The sequence below is a fragment of the Flavobacterium sp. genome (assembly GCF_004211145.1).
GTDB lineage: Bacteria > Bacteroidota > Bacteroidia > Flavobacteriales > Flavobacteriaceae > Flavobacterium.
In genome coordinates this window covers 85,404-100,959 of the sequence record NZ_SEBS01000007.1, presented here as the reverse complement: position 1 = coordinate 100,959, position 15,556 = coordinate 85,404, and the positions used below count along the sequence as shown (strand labels likewise).

Genomic DNA, 15,556 nt, shown 5'->3' with positions numbered 1-15,556 from the left:
TCATGAAAAAAGCAAAATTCATCATAATCGCGATCATGCTTGTCGCAATCGCATCGGTAGGCGCGTTTTTGGCCTTCGGTACAAAGGAACAACCGCTTGACGTCCAAACTACGATCGCCAAAACGGGAAACGTGAGCACGGTCATCACGGCTACGGGAACCATCGAGGCCGTAAAACAGGTCGAAGTCGGGACGCAGGTTTCGGGCGTCGTTGAGAAGATTTACGTCGATTACAATTCGTCGGTAAAAGCGGGACAACTTATCGCAGAGCTCGACAAGGAGAACCTTCAGGAGCAATTGACACAGGCGCAGGCGGCGTACACGGTTTCGGCAGGTGAGCAACGGTATCTGCAAACAGTCTACGACAGGCAGAAATCGCTGTTCGGGTCAGGCGTGATCTCCAAATCGGATTATCAGGAAGCCGAATACAACCTGAACACCGCGAAAGGAACCGCTCGCCAAAAACTGTCGGACCTTAAAAAAGCACAGACGAATCTGGGTTACGCGAACATTTATTCGCCCATAAACGGGGTCGTGCTGTCGCGAGCAGTCGATGAAGGCCAAACCGTAGCCGCGAGTTACAGCACGCCAACGTTGTTCACGATCGCCCAGGATTTAAAGCAGATGCAGGTCGAAGCCGACGTGGATGAAGCAGATATCGGGAACGTAAAACAAGGCCAGCGCGTGGAATTTACGGTCGACGCTTTCCCCGGCCAAACGTTCTCAGGTTCAGTTTCACAAGTGCGATTGAATGCGACTGTAACCTCGAACGTCGTCACGTACACCGTAATCATCAAGGCCGACAACCCCGATGAAAAACTAAAACCGGGATTGACAGCAACCGTTTCCATTTACACGATGGAGGTCAAGGATGTGCTCACCGTCGAGGCAAAAGCGCTTACGTTCACGCCCGATGAAGCGCTGCTCAAAAAATACAATGCTGAAAATGCGCCGAACGCGCTCGGCGATGCGACGACCAAACCTGAGATTCCCGATTCGGATACACAAAAAACGATTTGGATACAGGATGACGGCGGCATTCATCCGCAATTGGTCAAAGTCGGCGTGAATGACGGAATTAATTATGAGATTTTGGATGGATTGAAAGACGGCGTCAAAGTAGTGACCTCGATGTCCCAGGCATCCGGATTGTCGGCACCGATCGCCGCTTCGTCTGAGAGTTCCAGCCCGTTCATGCCAAAACCACCCGGAAAACGCAAATAAGACATCATGAAAACAATCATAAAAATCGCCGACCTAAAACGCCAGTTTACCATGGGCGAAGAAATCGTGCACGCGCTCAAAGGGATTTCGTTCTCGATCTATGAAAAAGAATTCGTGACGATCATGGGTTCGAGCGGTTCGGGAAAATCGACACTGCTCAACATTTTGGGTTGTCTCGATACGCCGACGTCGGGTTTGTACGAGATCGACGGTATCGCCATGAAGGATTTGACGCGCAACGAACTCGCGAAAGTCCGCAACGAAAAAATTGGATTTATTTTCCAATCGTATAATTTACTTCCGCGCACCACGGCCATTGAGAACGTGGAACTGCCGCTCCTGTACAACAACAATATCCCGGCGAAAGAGCGGAGGGAGCGCGCGGAACATGCGCTGGAACTGGTAGGGCTCTCGGGGCGATTGTACCACACCCCGAGCCAGCTCTCCGGTGGCCAACAACAACGAGTCGCGATTGCGAGATCGTTGGTCAATGATCCGGTTTTGATTCTGGCCGATGAGGCGACCGGGAATCTCGATACGAAAACTTCCTATGAAATCATGTCGTTGTTCCAGAAATTGAATTCAGAAGGAAAGACGATCGCGTTCGTGACGCATGAACCGGATATCGCGACATTCAGCAACAGGACGATCATCTTGAAAGACGGTTTGATTACGAAGGATTCGATCGTCGAGAACGTGAACGATGCGGCTAAGGCGTTGGAGAACCTCGTTTCAGAGGTTGGAACTGACTGATTTTGGGCTCGCCAGACCTAACAGGTTTTGAAAACCTGTTAGGTCTGGCGAAGTTCGAATTTTCAAACCACAAAATCCAACATGTTTTCCACCTTAAATGTTAAAACATACTAACGTAAAAGAATCAAAATGAATTTACCAAACCTCATAAAAATCGCATTCAAAGCTTTAAAGCTCAATAAAATGCGCGCGTTCCTTACGATGCTCGGCGTTATAATCGGCGTGGCGTCGGTCATTACGATGCTCGCGATAGGCGAAGGTTCGAAGGAAAGCATCAAGACACAAATCTCTTCGATGGGTTCTAACATGATCACGGTCCGACCCGGAGCGGGAATGTCGGGCGGCGTGCGACAAGATCCGTCGACGATGCAATCACTTACGCTAAATGATTTAGCCGCCATCAAGAAAGAGTCGAAATACACTGAAAACACATCGCCTCTCGTGAATAGTTCGGGCCAATCCATCAACGGTTCCAAAAACTGGCCGACCACGATTTACGGCGTCGCTCCCGATTATCTCAAAGTGCGCGTGCTCGAAGTCAAGGACGGTGCGATGTTTACCGACCAGGAAGTCAGGACATCGGCGAAAGTCGCGGTCATCGGGCAAACGGTTGTTGAGAATTTGTTCGGAAGCGAAGATCCGATCGGAAAAACGATACGTTTCAACAGCATCCCGTTCAAAATCATCGGCGTGTTGTCTGAAAAAGGCGAGAACACATTCGGACAGGACCAGGACGATGTAATCCTCGCGCCATACACGGCCGTCCAAAAAAGGATTTTAGCCGTGAATTATCTGCAATCGATCGTCACGTCATCGAAAAGTGAAGAACTGGCCACGAAAGCCGTAGACGAAATCACCCAAATCCTGCGCGACAAACACAAGCTCGCCACCGGCGAAGACGACAATTTCAACGTGTTTTCTCAACAGGAATTGATCTCAACCTTCAGCGCGACGAGTGAGATGCTTACCGTTTTGTTGGTTGCGATCGCGAGTATTTCGCTATTCATCGGTGGCATCGGAATCATGAATATCATGTATGTTTCGGTAAAGGAACGCACGCGCGAGATCGGATTGAGAATGGCAGTCGGCGGACGCGGCAACGATATTTTGATGCAATTTTTAAGCGAAGCCGTGATCATCAGTATCACGGGCGGAATAATTGGCGTAGCTTTGGGATTGGGATTGACCTTCGCCGTGGAAAAACTTGCGGGCTGGCCGGTGAGCGTGACCGCGTTCTCGATCGGGATTTCGTTTGCGGTCTGCGCCGTGACGGGAATCTTCTTCGGATGGTATCCAGCCAGGAAAGCCTCGGCACTCGACCCGATAACCGCTTTGCGTTATGAATAATTTTTTGAGCAAGAATCGTTTTGTCGTGCCAGCGTTGCACGTGTTGGTTTGGCTGGTATTGTTCAGCCTGCCGTATCTGTTGTCGTCCGGACAGGAATTCAACCTGACCCGGACGATACAGCATTTATGGCTGCCGCTCGTGCTGTATGCGATACTTTTTTATGTGAATTACGTCGTACTCGTCGACAGGTTGTTGATCCGAAAAAAAGTCTGGCCGTACGTCGCCGTCAATCTGGTTGTAATAATCGCATTCATTTACCTGAGGTTTTTGTATCGGAACTGGTCGGGATTGGAACCTGGACCCGAAGGAAACCGCACGCCGCCACCGTTGTTGTTCTTCATCTATTTCGACGCCTTATCGCTGATGATTCCCATGTTGTTCGCGATCGGACTTCGCATTTTCGAACGTTGGATACTTTCGGAATCGGATAGGAAAGAGACCGAGAATGCTCGCCTCACGTCGGAACTCCAACATCTGAAATACCAATTGCAGCCGCATTTCTTCTTCAATTCGCTCAATAACATCTATTCGCTCGTCGACATTTCGCCCGAGCGCGCCAAACAGACGATCCATAGCTTGGGGACGCTGATGCGGTATCTGTTGTATGACACGAACATCGAATTCGTCTCGCTCAGGAAAGAGGTCGATTTCATGAAGCAATATGTCGCGCTCATGGATTTGAGAACGTCCGACAAAACCGTCGTGCACACCGATTTTCCATTGGTTTCCGACGCCGTAAAAATTGCACCTTTGCTATTTATTTCATTGATTGAAAACGCGTTCAAACACGGTGTTTCAGCCACGAATCATACGGAGATTTTCTTCAAACTAAGCGTCGTGGGTTCGAACGTCGTTTTTGAAAGTACGAACGGCGACTTCAGCAAAAATTACAGCGACAAGAGCGGATCGGGAATTGGGTTGCAAAACTTAAAAAAACGTTTGGAATTACTGTATCCGAACGCACATTCGTTTACTTTCGGAACCGACGGCGGTCATTTTTCGACGCGACTCGAAATCGAACTTCCAAACCTGAAAGCATGAGCGACAAAAAAATAAAATGCCTGGTCGTGGACGACGAACCGATGGCGCTCGCACTCATCGAGAACTACGCGAAGAAAACGCCCTTCCTCGAATTGCGCGCGGCCTGTTCGAATGCATTCGAAGCGCTCGAGATTCTCGAAGACGAAGCGATAGATCTGGTTTTTCTTGACATACAAATGCCCGAACTCAACGGATTGGAGCTTTCCAAGACGCTTTCCAAAAACACGCGCGTTATTTTTACCACGGCGTTCAACGAATATGCGATCGACGGTTTCAAGGCCGACGCGCTCGATTATTTGATGAAGCCGTTCAGTTTTGAGGAATTTTATACGGCGGCCGTCCGTGCTAAGGAATGGTTTGCGCTCGTCCGAAGCCGGAAAAGCGAAAAACCGGAATCGGATTTCATGTTCGTCAAGTCAGATTACAAACAAATAAAAATCAATCTTTCGGACGTCTTGTATTTCGAAGGTTTGAAGGATTACATCAAGATTTGGATCGCGGGAAACCCGAAAGCGATACTTACGAAAATGAGCCTCAAATCGCTCGAAGAAGAATTACCCGAAACCAAATTCATGCGCATCCACAGGTCTTTCATCATCGCGCTCGACAAGATCGAAGCCGTGGAACGCAGTCAGGTCTTGATCGGAAAAGAGCGCATTACGGTTGCCGATCAGTATAAGGAGCGGTTTTTGGAGTTTGTGCGGGATAATTCGATTGATAATTAACAATTAATAATTAATAATTAATAATGTGACCATTCGTGGTAGATTCAATTGTTAATTATTCATTAAAAGTCACATTTTTATCTTCTCAAAAAACGCCTTCTTATACGTATCGCTCACCGGAATCCGGTTGTTGTCAATCAGCACGCGGTTCCGCTGTATGGAATTGATGTAACTGATGTTCACGACGTACGAATTATGTACCCGGAAAAACGTATTCTCGGGTAACTTGTCCATCAGGTTCTTGAAATTGGAAAGCGTCAAGATGTGTTTCCCGCTCGTCAGATGGATTTTGAGATAATCGCGCAGGCTTTCGACGTACTTGATGTCGTCGGCGAAAATCTTAAGGCTTTCGTATTCCGACTTGATGAAAATGTATTGTTTTTCAGTCGATTCGGTGTTTTTGATAACGTCTGACGTTGCTTCGGTCGAAACTAATTTCCTGACTTTATTCACCGCTTTCAAAAATCGTTTGTACGGAACCGGCTTGATCAGGTAATCGCAGGCGTCGAGTTCGAAACCTTCGAGCGCAAACTGTGGATAGGCCGTCGTAAACACGATCTGCGGCCGGTATTGTAATGTTTCCACGAGTTCCATTCCATTCAAAAGTGGCATTTCGATGTCGAGGAAAACCAGATCGACCGCGTTCGAATTGATATACGTCATCGCTTCGACAGGACTCGAAAACGTCGCGAGCAGTTCGATTTCCTGGAGCGATTCGCAGTAACTTTTGATGACTTCGATCGCGAGCGGCTCGTCGTCGATGATTACGGTTTTGATGCTCATAATGTGATGATTAGGTTTACGATGTAACGTCCGTCGAGTTGGAATGCACTAAAAAAGTTCCGGTTGGGAAAATATAAATTCACGCGCGACAACGTATTTTCAAGCCCGACGCCGGATCGTGTCGCGGCAGTGCGTTCCTTGTGGATCGTATTCTCGACGCGAAACCCAATCTGTTGCGGGCTGATGTCGAAACTAATGTTGATCTCGGTGTCTTTTGCGGGCGCAGTTCCGTGTTTGAATGCGTTTTCAATGAAACAGATAAACAACAGCGGCGGCACGAAAATCGAACCCGGTTCGCCATTGATCTCATAATTCACTTTGTTGTTTGCCGTGAGCCGGAGTTTTGAAAGTTCGATGTAATCGCTCAGATACTGCAGATCGTCTTCGAGCCGAACCACATCCTTATCGGTCTCATACAACATGTAACGCATGAGGTTCGACAGGTTCATGATGGCCTCGGGCGTCTGTTTGGATTGCTTGATCGACAGCGAGAAAATCGTGTTCAGCGAATTGAAGAAAAAATGCGGATTGAGTTGCGCCTTCAAAAACAACAGCTCCGCGGCGCGCTTCTCAGATTGGGTGCGCATCTGCATCTTGCTCGCACTGTTCCATTCGATGTACAAACGCGACATCGTGCTCGCGAGCGCATGGATCGTAAACGTCACGAAGGCCGGCAGATAGCGCATCACGAACGACGGGAAGAAATGTCGGTCACCATCGGGCGGGAGGTTGCGCATCGGGCCGTGGAAGTCGGTCCAATACGTCGACAGATACGACAAGCCCAATACGAGCGGAATTATCGTCACCATATACAAAGCGACTTTGCGTTCGATCAAAAGTTTCGGCACCAACACCAGATAGTTGAAACAAAAAAGCGCGAGTGCGATGAAGAACCGCAACAACAGCCAAAGATCGAAATCATCGCGCCTCGTGACCAGATCCAGGAAAGGCACCGATAACAAAATAACCCAAAGCATTAGATGCAATGGGAAATTCGGGGTTTTATGCGTTACCGAAAAGTAAAGTTTCTTCAGCATTTCGTGTTGATTTTCAAATCGTCGAGTTCCTTTTTTGTCACCGATGGATTTTGCCGGTTCACGATTTTCGCCTGCACGAACCTACAAACCCGCGCGGCGTCCAAACTGTCGCAGAAATAGCGCGTACCGCTGATTCCGGGGATGGTTTCCTGTTGCACCGCGAGCTTATTGTCGATGAAAATCCTGTAGGCGAATCCGTGGGGCGTTTGGTGGACCTTTCCGGAAATGTTGTTTGGTTTCGGTTCGCACGAAATATACGACAGCGTCAAAAGCGAGACTGTCAACAATGTCATAAATTTGAAAAAAGGCCGAGCCCCGAAAGGCCCGACCATGAACAAATAAAAACTAATCTTCATCTTCATATTTTTCAAGTGGCTTGAACTCGTACATGTCGTCGAAATAATAGTTGCCGCTTTTTCCGAGCAATACGAAACCTCGAATTCCATTGTAGATGGCGAGCGCATCTGATCGCGACGCTCCTTCAAAACCGGTCTTGTTCTTCCAGACATCGGTTGACGGATCGTACTCCCAAGTGCTCACGTAACCGTTTCCTCCGCTTATGTAACCGTAGTTTCCGATAGAGAAAGCCGCCGCGTTCGCACGTACGATCTCATATGAACTTTTTTCGTCGAGATCCTTGAGTCGTGTCCAGATTTCGGTCGACGTATCGAACACCCAAAAATCGACTTGGTTGATGCTGTTCGACGCGCCTGTCCCGAAATACACTTTGTCGCCAATCGTAAAACTCGCGCCTTCACGACGCTTGTTTCCGCCGAAGCCAAACAATTCCACCCATGAATCGGTTTCCGGTTCGTACCGCCAGAAATCTTTCTTGTCGTTCGTGCCGTCGAAACCGGTGCCGACATAACCCGCGGTCGACGAATCGAACCCGATGGCCGCGCGTCTTGCCGTTCCGCCAAAATCGGAAATCGGTGCCCATGTGTTCGATGCCGTTTCGTATTTATAGAAATCGCTTAATTCGGACGTTCCATCGTAGCCGGTTCCGACATAACCGGTCTCAGCGATCGCGAAAGCCACAGCGGAACTTCTCGCCGTGCCCGGAAAATCGGAAACCTGTGTCCAATAACCACCGTTGATATCGTATTTCCAGAAATCCGTAAGATATACGTCTCCGTCATATCCCGTTCCCATATATGCAAAATCGCCGATCGTGAAACTCACGGCGCTTGCACGCGGCACGCCGTCGAAAACGGTAGAGACGAGCCAGTTTCCTTTTATGGTTTCCTCATCATCGGTACATCCTGAGAAAAGCAGCGATAACAAAGCCGAGACATACAATGGAATATTTTTTTTGTGTAGCATAAGTGTTTACAAATAGGGTTTGTTTGAAATATGGCCAAACTTAGGCATTGCGTATTGTCGGGTAAATTATAATATACCGATGGGGCGATTTCGTCGACAAATACCCATTTTTCGGTGCCGGTTGGATTTTGAAGGCGATCGTCGCGACCTCAGAAGCGTTTGTCTATGAAATAGGGGCGATTGTAGAAATTGTTTTCGGGACAGGTATGCCGCTTCTACTTTTGGCCCCATGACTCACTCCATCAGACTTTTTTCTTTACTGATCGCCTTTGCCTTTTTGGCTTCCTGTTCGGGCGATACCGACGTTTGGCTCGACTCTGGCGACTTGACGGGAACCGGGCTTCGGCTCGTGGAAATCGACACGTTCCAAATCGAAATGTCGACGTTCAAATACGACAGCCTCATCAATGATTCCGAAAGCCGATTGCTTGTCGGGCGTTACGTGGATCCGATATTCGGCGAAGTAAAGTCCGAAGCGTTCCTCGAGCTCGTTCCGTCCACGTATTACATTCCTGACGCGGCGGTCTTTGACAGTATCGTCCTCAACGTCGCATACGATGGTTATTTCTACAACGATACGTTGGTTCCACAGCATCTTGAGGTACGACAACTTACTGAAACGATCAACCTCGATAATGGGGTTTCGTATTATTACAACACCGCAAACTTCGAAACGTCGAGCGAATTGCTTGTCAACAAAACATTTTTGCCGCGAATCAGCAAGGATTCCATTACCGCGACGGTTTCGAGTTTGTTCGGACAGGATATTTTTACCAAACTGCAGAACGGCACATTGAGTGATGCCGAATCGTTCACCGAGTATTTCAAGGGCATAAAAATAAGTCCGTCCGATTCCGACGACGGTTCCATCATCGGATACACGGCAGGCGGAACGTACATGCGGATTTATTATTCGATCGAAGGCGATGTTGACGATGACAATTATCTCGACTTAAAACTCAACAGCGCGGCCGAAGTGATCAAATACGTCAACCGAATCACGGGCAATCGTGCAGGGACGCCGGTTTCCGGTTTGGGACTTCAGCAAAACGACGTAGATTCAGGATCCATGCAAGACCTTAGTTATGTGCAGGGCGGGATCGGAATCGCCACGAAAATCACGTTCCCCACGATCCGAAGCATAAAGGAAATCAACGACAACGAAGGCGCGATTTTCAAGGCCAACCTGAAGTTACGCGTGAATCCGGCCTATTACAATGACAAATTGTATCCGTCTGATTCGATGTACGTCGGGATCGTTTCCCAAAACAACTCGATGCTCAGATTGCTTACGGACGCGTCGGGCGCCAACGTCATGGCTTATATCGATCGCGAAAACCCTGAATACAATGAAATCTATCTCATCGTTCCCGTGTCGGAATTCCTCAACAAATCGATATCAAGCACCCAATATCTCAACTACGGTTTGATATTGTTACCGATGAATTACAACACCACGGCAACACGCACGGTGCTGAACGGCCCAAAAAATCCAGACTACCAATCCAAACTCGAACTTACTTATGCGATTTACGACTAAGACCGCACTTTTTTTCTTTATCGGTGCGAGCGCCTATTCGCAAACCAACAACCAGACGAGTTCACCCTATTCGCTGTTTGGTTTGGGACGACTGAACGACGCGGCTCCCGGGAAAACCAATGCGCTCGGCGAGGGCGGGGTCGCGTTGCCCATGACGTCTGAAATCAACAACCTCAATCCTGCGGCCTACGCCACGATTCCTGAAAAAGTCTTCATGTTCGACCTTGGCGCCAAAGGCGAGAAAACGAATTACAGCAACACCGATGCGAGCCAGAACGCCACGACGTTCTCGTTCTCGAACATCGCGCTTGCGTTCGCGCTTTCACAAAAAGACGGTGTCGGCATCACGTTGCTTCCGTATTCGGATGTGGGTTACAATATCACGGGAATCGCGGGCGTCATCGAAGGTTCTGACGACACGTATAGCAGCGACGTCGCGGGAAGCGGAGGCCTGAGCAATTTCACGGTGAACTACGGCAGGAAGATAAGCGAGCGCTTCAATGTCGGGATCGGCATGAACTATTTATTCGGAAATATAGAAGAAACGGAATTCGCCACCATCGGCACCGATTATCTCGCCGTGACCCAGGAGAGTTTTTACCGAGGGTTGCGATTTACCGCGGGCATGCAAGCCGTGCTCAACAAGGAGATCACATTCGGTGCGACTGCAAAACTTCCGGCCTCGATAAAAGGATCGAAAGATCTCACGGCCTACAAAATTGTCGATCTTGTGCAGACCACGCTCGAAGTTTCGGCCGACGAACCCATCGACAGTTTCAAATTGCCGCTTGAAGTCACGATGGGCGGATATTTTCAGGTCGGGAAAAGCCTTGCGATAAACGCCGACTACAAGCGCTCGTTCTGGAACGCGACGGGAATGCAGGACAACATCGGGAAATTCGTCGACCAGGATTATCTCGCCTTCGGATTCGAGTACAGGCGCAATAAGGAGAGTTTCAATTATCTCGACCGCGTCTCGCTGCGCGCGGGTTTCAACGTGGACAACGGTTACCTGGAAGTCAACGACAAACGCATTTCGAATTACAAGGGCGTTTTCGGGCTCGGATTGCCGTTTCCGGGAAAGACGAATTCGATGATCAACCTTTCGTACGGTTTCGGGCAAAGAGGCGCGGTTTCAGAGACGTTAGTAAAAGAAAATTACAATACGTTCAGTTTCAATATCGTGCTTCAGGACATTTGGTTCCTCAAGCGCAAATACGACTAAAATACTCCCTATGAATGCGTACTACAAGACAAACGTAACGACCACGAGGCAGGCCGAAATCCTGACGCGCTTGATCCACAAACGGATTTATTATGCGGGAGAACTCAGTTTCGATCTCATGCATCAACATAAATTGCTATCGGCGGTCGGGATCAAGAAAACCGAAACGGGAATCATCAGCCAATGCATGACCGATCTGGGCTTCAGTTGCGAGCAGCTTTGACTTTATTGAACTCGCTCGGCTTGACGTTTCTGTGTTTCTTGAAATAGTTCGACAGATGGCTTTTATCGGCGAATCCGAATTCATCGGCGATTTGGTTTATCGGGATGTTTCTACCCGCGATGCGTTTCTCGATGAGCTTCGTGCGCAGGTTGTTGCTGTAATCGCGATACGAAATCCCGAAATTGCGTTTGAAATACGCGCTGAAATAACTTTGCGCGATGTTGAAATGGGCTGAAATCGCCTTGATCTTGACCATCTCAGGCTCGTAAATGTTTTGATGAATGTATCCGATGATCTGCTTGTCGTCGAACGTGCAATTCTTGGGCGAGATTCCCATGTTCTTGATGGCTTCCTTGAGCAGCCCGAAGATCGAAAGGATCTGGTAAAATACGATTGGCGACGCCGAAATATCTTTGCGGCAATTGTACGAAACGATGTTCTGCACCGTGTTTTTCAAGATGCTGCGGCACGGTTCGTCGAGTTTGAGCGTGCTTTCCTTGAGCAGTTTTTCGCGCATGAAATCCTCGGGCGTGTGCAGCAACATGTCGTCGGTAGCCAAGTGTTTCTTGGAACTGAAATAACTGTCGGTGAACTTGATGTACACGAAATGCGTGCTTTTTTGGATGTCGAAGTAATGATGGTCGTCGGGCGACAACGCGAACAAATCCCCGCTTGAATACGGAATCAAATTGTCGTTCAAATGATGCACGCCTTCGCCTTTCACGATGTAGATCAGTTCGTAATACGTATGGCTGTGCATCGGTAAATGGAATTTTTCTTCCTCGAATTCATCGAGCAAAAGCGTATCGTATTGATTTAATTTGCGCATGTCGTGTTCTTGCAATTATGTATCGCAAAAGTACAACTTTAATGGCCGACCACCGACGTAAATTTGCGCTTCATTTTTAGGAACACAACATGAAATCAAGTCTTCTTCCGCTTGCTTTGGGCGGACTTACCATAGGAATCACCGAATTTGTCGTCATGGGATTGTTGCCCGATATCGCGCTCGATCTCGGCATCAGCATTCCGCAGGCCGGACATTTGATCTCGGCCTACGCGCTTGGCGTTGTCGTGGGCGCGCCGTTATTAGTTATTGCGGGCCGAAATGTTCCGCCAAAGAAAATGTTGATTGCCCTGGCGATCATGCTTACGCTGTTCAACGCGATCTCGATTTTCGCTCCGGGTTATAATTTAATGTTGGTGTCTCGATTCTTATCGGGATTGCCGCACGGTGCGTTTTTTGGCGTCGGAGCGGTCGTGGCCAGCGGATTGGCGCAAAAGGGAAAGGAAGCCCAAAGCGTCGCGATCATGTTCAGCGGTTTGACGATCGCAAATGTCGTGGGTGTTCCGCTCGGGACCTATGTCGGACACAGCATGAGTTGGCGTTATACGTTCGTGATCATTGCCGTCATCGGGGTGATTACGGTCGTGAGTCTGATTTTCATGCTTCCGAAGATCGAGAAAAATGCATCGGGTAATCTCAAGACACAGTTGAAGTTTTTTGGTAAAACTGAAGCATGGCTGATCATTTTCATCACCGCGATCGGGTTCGGCGGATTGTTCTGCTGGATTAGTTATATCGCGCCTTTACTCACCGATATCAGCGGTTTCGCGGCTGAGGATGTTCCGTTTATTTTGATTCTCGCAGGCGTCGGGATGGTCGTCGGAAATTTCGCGGGCGCGCGACTGGCCGACAAGTTCAGTCCGGCGTATGGCGTCCTGTTGATGTTGTTGGTCATGGCCGCCGATTTGTGCGCGGTTTACTTTTTGTCGGCGTCGAAACCGGTTTCACTTTTCCTGGTTTTCCTTACGGGTGCGGCTTCATTCTCAGTCGTCGCACCGATTCAGATGCTCATGATCGATTCGGCGAAAGGCGCTGAGATGATCGCGTCTGCGGCACTTCAGGCGAGTTTCAATATTGGGAATGCGCTCGGTGCTTTCCTTGGCGGATTGCCTTTGGTTATGGGGTATAATTTCGCTTCACCGAATCTTGTCGGGGTTTCCATGGCGATTTTAGGGGCGATCGCGACTTTGGTTTTGATTCGTATTTCCGGGCCCTATGTTAAGAGTGATGAGGAAGTTGTTTTGATGCATTGAGTTTTGCTGGCATGAAAGAAGGTTTTTTTGCGATGATGGGCGAAGTTTTTTTTTGACGAGAAGGCACAAATTTTTTTTTGATAATGTCTTTGTACTGTTTTTTTAATTTTTTTTGCCACGAATGCACGAATGCACGAATTTTAGAAATGCGAGAATCTGTGGCAGACTTTTTTAACTTCCTTTTGGAGCGTTTTTGGCGATAAAATCCAGCGCTTCGGGATAACGTCGGCTTCGGCCGAAAAAATATTGGATTACCATGGAGAAGTGGTTCTTCTTGATGATGATCGGCTGTACATCGGGTTGGAATTTGCGAAGTTCGTCAAGGAATCTTTGGTTGCCTTTCCTGATCATTTCGAATGTATTTTTTCCCGTATACATTAAAATCGGCGGCGTTTGTTTGCCTATGAAATAGATTGGCGAGGCGTCGTGCCATTTCTCGGGATCATTGCCCCAGGTCGCGAGATAGTCGTGGCTGTCGGTCGGCGGATCGAACTCGAGATGTTGTTTCATGTCGAGTCCGGCCGCATCGTTTAAGATTAATCCTGCGACGGTTCCGTCGGGAATTCCATATTTCGGATTCATTACCGCGAGCGCGGCGAGATGTCCGCCCGCCGAGTGACCGCTCACGTAAATTTGCTTCGGATCGATTTCATATCGGAACGCATTGTCGCGCGTCCAGATTATCGCGGCCGCAACCTGTCGTGTCATTTGGTCGTAATCGGCGTCGGGACTCAGCGTGTAGTCGGGAATGATCGCGATGATTCCTTTCTTGGCAAAATTCCGACCCATCAGCACATATGTATCTTTATCGCCCGAATTCCAGTTTCCGCCGTGCACGAAAATCACCACGGAGAGTTTTTTTGTTTGCTTGTCGTACGGTAAAAATATGTTGAGCTTTGGCTCTTTTTTCTGGGTTTTTAGATCACTCGGCAAATAGGAAATATCGCGGATTTTGTGGGACGCGCATCCGACAAACGTAAAAGTGATCAGGCAAATGATGAGGTTTCGCATGGTGTTTGTTTTATTACGGATTAATATACGGGGAAATTCCGTTTTAGGTATTGCTCGTTCGTCGTTCGTCAAAACTACTCTTAAAATAAAAACTTTACAACCGCGTTAACTATTCATGGCAAAATAGTTGCCCGATGGCGCCGTATGAAAAAGATCACCAACCTTAATTTACCCTTTGTCTTACTGTTCGTCACGTTTGCTTCGGCCCAGGATTTTTCGTCGGTCGATGCGAAGGTCTCGACATATCCAGCCAGTTTCTCGAACCCTGAGAAATTAGCTGAAAGAGTCGCTTCAGACTTCTCGTCGGACACCGCAAAAGCGCGAGCGATCTACACGTGGATCGCGAACAACGTGCGTTACGATTTGAACGAATATCGCAGCAATCAAGGCGGGAAGGTCGCATTCACGTATCGCTCGGCCGAGGAAAAAGAGAAGAAACTCAAGCAATACAACCTCGATTTGGCGATACGGACGATGCGCACCAAAAAGGGCGTCTGTCGCGGCTATACGGCTCTTTACGACCGCGTCGCCGAGTTGGTCGGTTTGGAAACCATGACGATTCCGGGAACATCGAAATCGCATCCGACGCATATCGGGAAATTGCCGACCGCCGCCGACCACATTTGGAACGCGGTGAAAATCGGGAACGAATGGAAGTTTATCGACGTGACTTGGGGTTCGGGTTCGGTTGATTCGCAGACCGGGAAATTCGTAAATAAATTCAATCCCAGTTATTTCTTTACCGATCCCGATTTGTTTTTCCTGAATCATTTTCCCGACGAGAAGAAATGGCTGCTCACGAACAGGACCGCCGAGGAATTCGCGGGATTACCTTTGTTTTCGGGGCAGTACATCGATTCGGAATATACGATTACGTTCCCTAAATCGGGAATTTTGCCCAACAACCACATCATTCCATTTAAAATCCAAAACCTGAAAACCGACCGCGTGGCCTACGCGTTGAGCAAAGACGGGAGAATCCGAATTGCCGATGTGAAGAAAAACGGCGATGTTTCAGAATTTGAAGTGCCGCTCGAAAAAGGCGCATCGGGATTCGTGACGATTTTCATCGATCAGGAATCGGTGGCGACGTATAAGATTTCCGCGTCGAAATAGCCTGAGTTTTGGAGTTGACGATTTAGGGTTAACTTTAATCGGGAAGAAAATCGTGTGTATACTTTAACATTTTTTACGTGAAATCTGCTGGAAATTGTTGGGGAATTC

The 15,556-nt window shown here is 48.4% G+C and carries 16 protein-coding genes; 10 read left to right on the top strand and 6 right to left on the bottom strand.

Features of this window, described 5'->3' with window-relative positions; all coding sequences use genetic code 11:
- Positions 1-2: 2 nt before the first annotated feature.
- The 5 genes from EOO50_RS05065 to EOO50_RS05045 all read left to right on the top strand — a co-directional run bounded on the left by EOO50_RS05065 (position 3) and on the right by EOO50_RS05045 (position 5,090).
- On the top strand, positions 3-1,223 hold the full coding sequence (locus tag EOO50_RS05065) for an efflux RND transporter periplasmic adaptor subunit (protein WP_290838407.1): 1,221 nt from the start codon (positions 3-5) through the stop codon (positions 1,221-1,223).
- Between the two features lie 3 nt (positions 1,224-1,226).
- Positions 1,227-1,976, top strand: a complete 750-nt coding sequence (locus EOO50_RS05060; protein ID WP_290838470.1) for an ABC transporter ATP-binding protein — start codon at positions 1,227-1,229, stop codon at positions 1,974-1,976.
- Positions 1,977-2,105: 129 nt separating this feature from the next.
- Entirely contained in the window at positions 2,106-3,323 is a 1,218-nt protein-coding gene (locus EOO50_RS05055) for an ABC transporter permease (RefSeq protein WP_290838406.1), read from the top strand.
- Positions 3,316-4,365 (top strand): sensor histidine kinase, encoded by a 1,050-nt coding sequence (locus EOO50_RS05050; protein WP_290838405.1) that lies wholly within the window; start codon positions 3,316-3,318, stop codon positions 4,363-4,365. Before EOO50_RS05055 ends, EOO50_RS05050 begins: the two co-directional genes overlap by 8 nt.
- Positions 4,362-5,090 (top strand): LytTR family DNA-binding domain-containing protein, encoded by a 729-nt coding sequence (locus tag EOO50_RS05045; RefSeq protein ID WP_290838404.1) that lies wholly within the window; start codon positions 4,362-4,364, stop codon positions 5,088-5,090. Before EOO50_RS05050 ends, EOO50_RS05045 begins: the two co-directional genes overlap by 4 nt.
- Before the next feature lie 69 nt (positions 5,091-5,159).
- On the opposite strand, the gene EOO50_RS05040 is transcribed toward EOO50_RS05045, so the two are convergent.
- From EOO50_RS05040 to EOO50_RS05025, 4 genes are read right to left on the bottom strand one after another with little or no spacing between them, the layout of a single operon-like run.
- Positions 5,160-5,873, bottom strand: coding sequence for a LytTR family DNA-binding domain-containing protein (locus EOO50_RS05040; RefSeq protein WP_290838403.1), 714 nt, complete (start codon positions 5,871-5,873; stop codon positions 5,160-5,162).
- On the bottom strand, positions 5,870-6,910 hold the full coding sequence (locus EOO50_RS05035; protein WP_290838402.1) for a sensor histidine kinase: 1,041 nt from the start codon (positions 6,908-6,910) through the stop codon (positions 5,870-5,872). The genes EOO50_RS05040 and EOO50_RS05035 overlap by 4 nt, the downstream gene beginning before the upstream one ends.
- The gene (locus tag EOO50_RS05030; RefSeq protein WP_290838400.1) at positions 6,904-7,203 is read right to left on the bottom strand and encodes a DUF4907 domain-containing protein; all 300 of its coding nucleotides are present in this window, start codon (positions 7,201-7,203) and stop codon (positions 6,904-6,906) included. Before EOO50_RS05030 ends, EOO50_RS05035 begins: the two co-directional genes overlap by 7 nt.
- A 52-nt stretch (positions 7,204-7,255) precedes the next feature.
- Positions 7,256-8,233 carry a kelch repeat-containing protein gene (locus EOO50_RS05025; RefSeq protein ID WP_290838399.1) on the bottom strand — a complete coding sequence of 326 codons (978 nt, stop codon included), beginning with the start codon at positions 8,231-8,233 and terminating at the stop codon, positions 7,256-7,258.
- Between the two features lie 229 nt (positions 8,234-8,462).
- Here EOO50_RS05025 and EOO50_RS05020 point away from each other — a divergent pair, with 229 nt between their 5' ends.
- The 3 genes from EOO50_RS05020 to EOO50_RS05010 are packed head-to-tail and all read left to right on the top strand — an operon-like array spanning position 8,463 to position 11,221.
- Positions 8,463-9,773 carry a DUF4270 family protein gene (locus tag EOO50_RS05020; RefSeq protein WP_290838398.1) on the top strand — a complete coding sequence of 437 codons (1,311 nt, stop codon included), beginning with the start codon at positions 8,463-8,465 and terminating at the stop codon, positions 9,771-9,773.
- On the top strand, positions 9,757-10,998 hold the full coding sequence (locus EOO50_RS05015; protein ID WP_290838397.1) for a hypothetical protein: 1,242 nt from the start codon (positions 9,757-9,759) through the stop codon (positions 10,996-10,998). The genes EOO50_RS05020 and EOO50_RS05015 overlap by 17 nt, the downstream gene beginning before the upstream one ends.
- Before the next feature lie 10 nt (positions 10,999-11,008).
- Positions 11,009-11,221 (top strand): hypothetical protein, encoded by a 213-nt coding sequence (locus EOO50_RS05010; protein ID WP_290838395.1) that lies wholly within the window; start codon positions 11,009-11,011, stop codon positions 11,219-11,221.
- Here EOO50_RS05010 and EOO50_RS05005 read toward each other — a convergent pair.
- Positions 11,202-12,050 (bottom strand): AraC family transcriptional regulator, encoded by an 849-nt coding sequence (locus tag EOO50_RS05005; protein WP_290838394.1) that lies wholly within the window; start codon positions 12,048-12,050, stop codon positions 11,202-11,204. The two genes, EOO50_RS05010 and EOO50_RS05005, sit on opposite strands and share 20 nt — an antisense overlap.
- An 89-nt stretch (positions 12,051-12,139) precedes the next feature.
- Here EOO50_RS05005 and EOO50_RS05000 point away from each other — a divergent pair, with 89 nt between their 5' ends.
- A complete protein-coding gene (locus EOO50_RS05000) occupies positions 12,140-13,321 on the top strand; it encodes an MFS transporter (protein WP_290838393.1) in 1,182 nt (393 codons plus the stop codon).
- 171 nt (positions 13,322-13,492) lie between these two features.
- Here EOO50_RS05000 and EOO50_RS04995 read toward each other — a convergent pair whose 3' ends face one another.
- Complete coding sequence (locus tag EOO50_RS04995) at positions 13,493-14,332, bottom strand: alpha/beta hydrolase (protein WP_290838391.1); 840 nt, start codon at positions 14,330-14,332, stop codon at positions 13,493-13,495.
- 144 nt (positions 14,333-14,476) lie between these two features.
- Here EOO50_RS04995 and EOO50_RS04990 point away from each other — a divergent pair, with 144 nt between their 5' ends.
- A complete protein-coding gene (locus EOO50_RS04990) occupies positions 14,477-15,448 on the top strand; it encodes a transglutaminase domain-containing protein (protein WP_290838390.1) in 972 nt (323 codons plus the stop codon).
- The last annotated feature ends 108 nt before the right edge of the window (positions 15,449-15,556 follow it).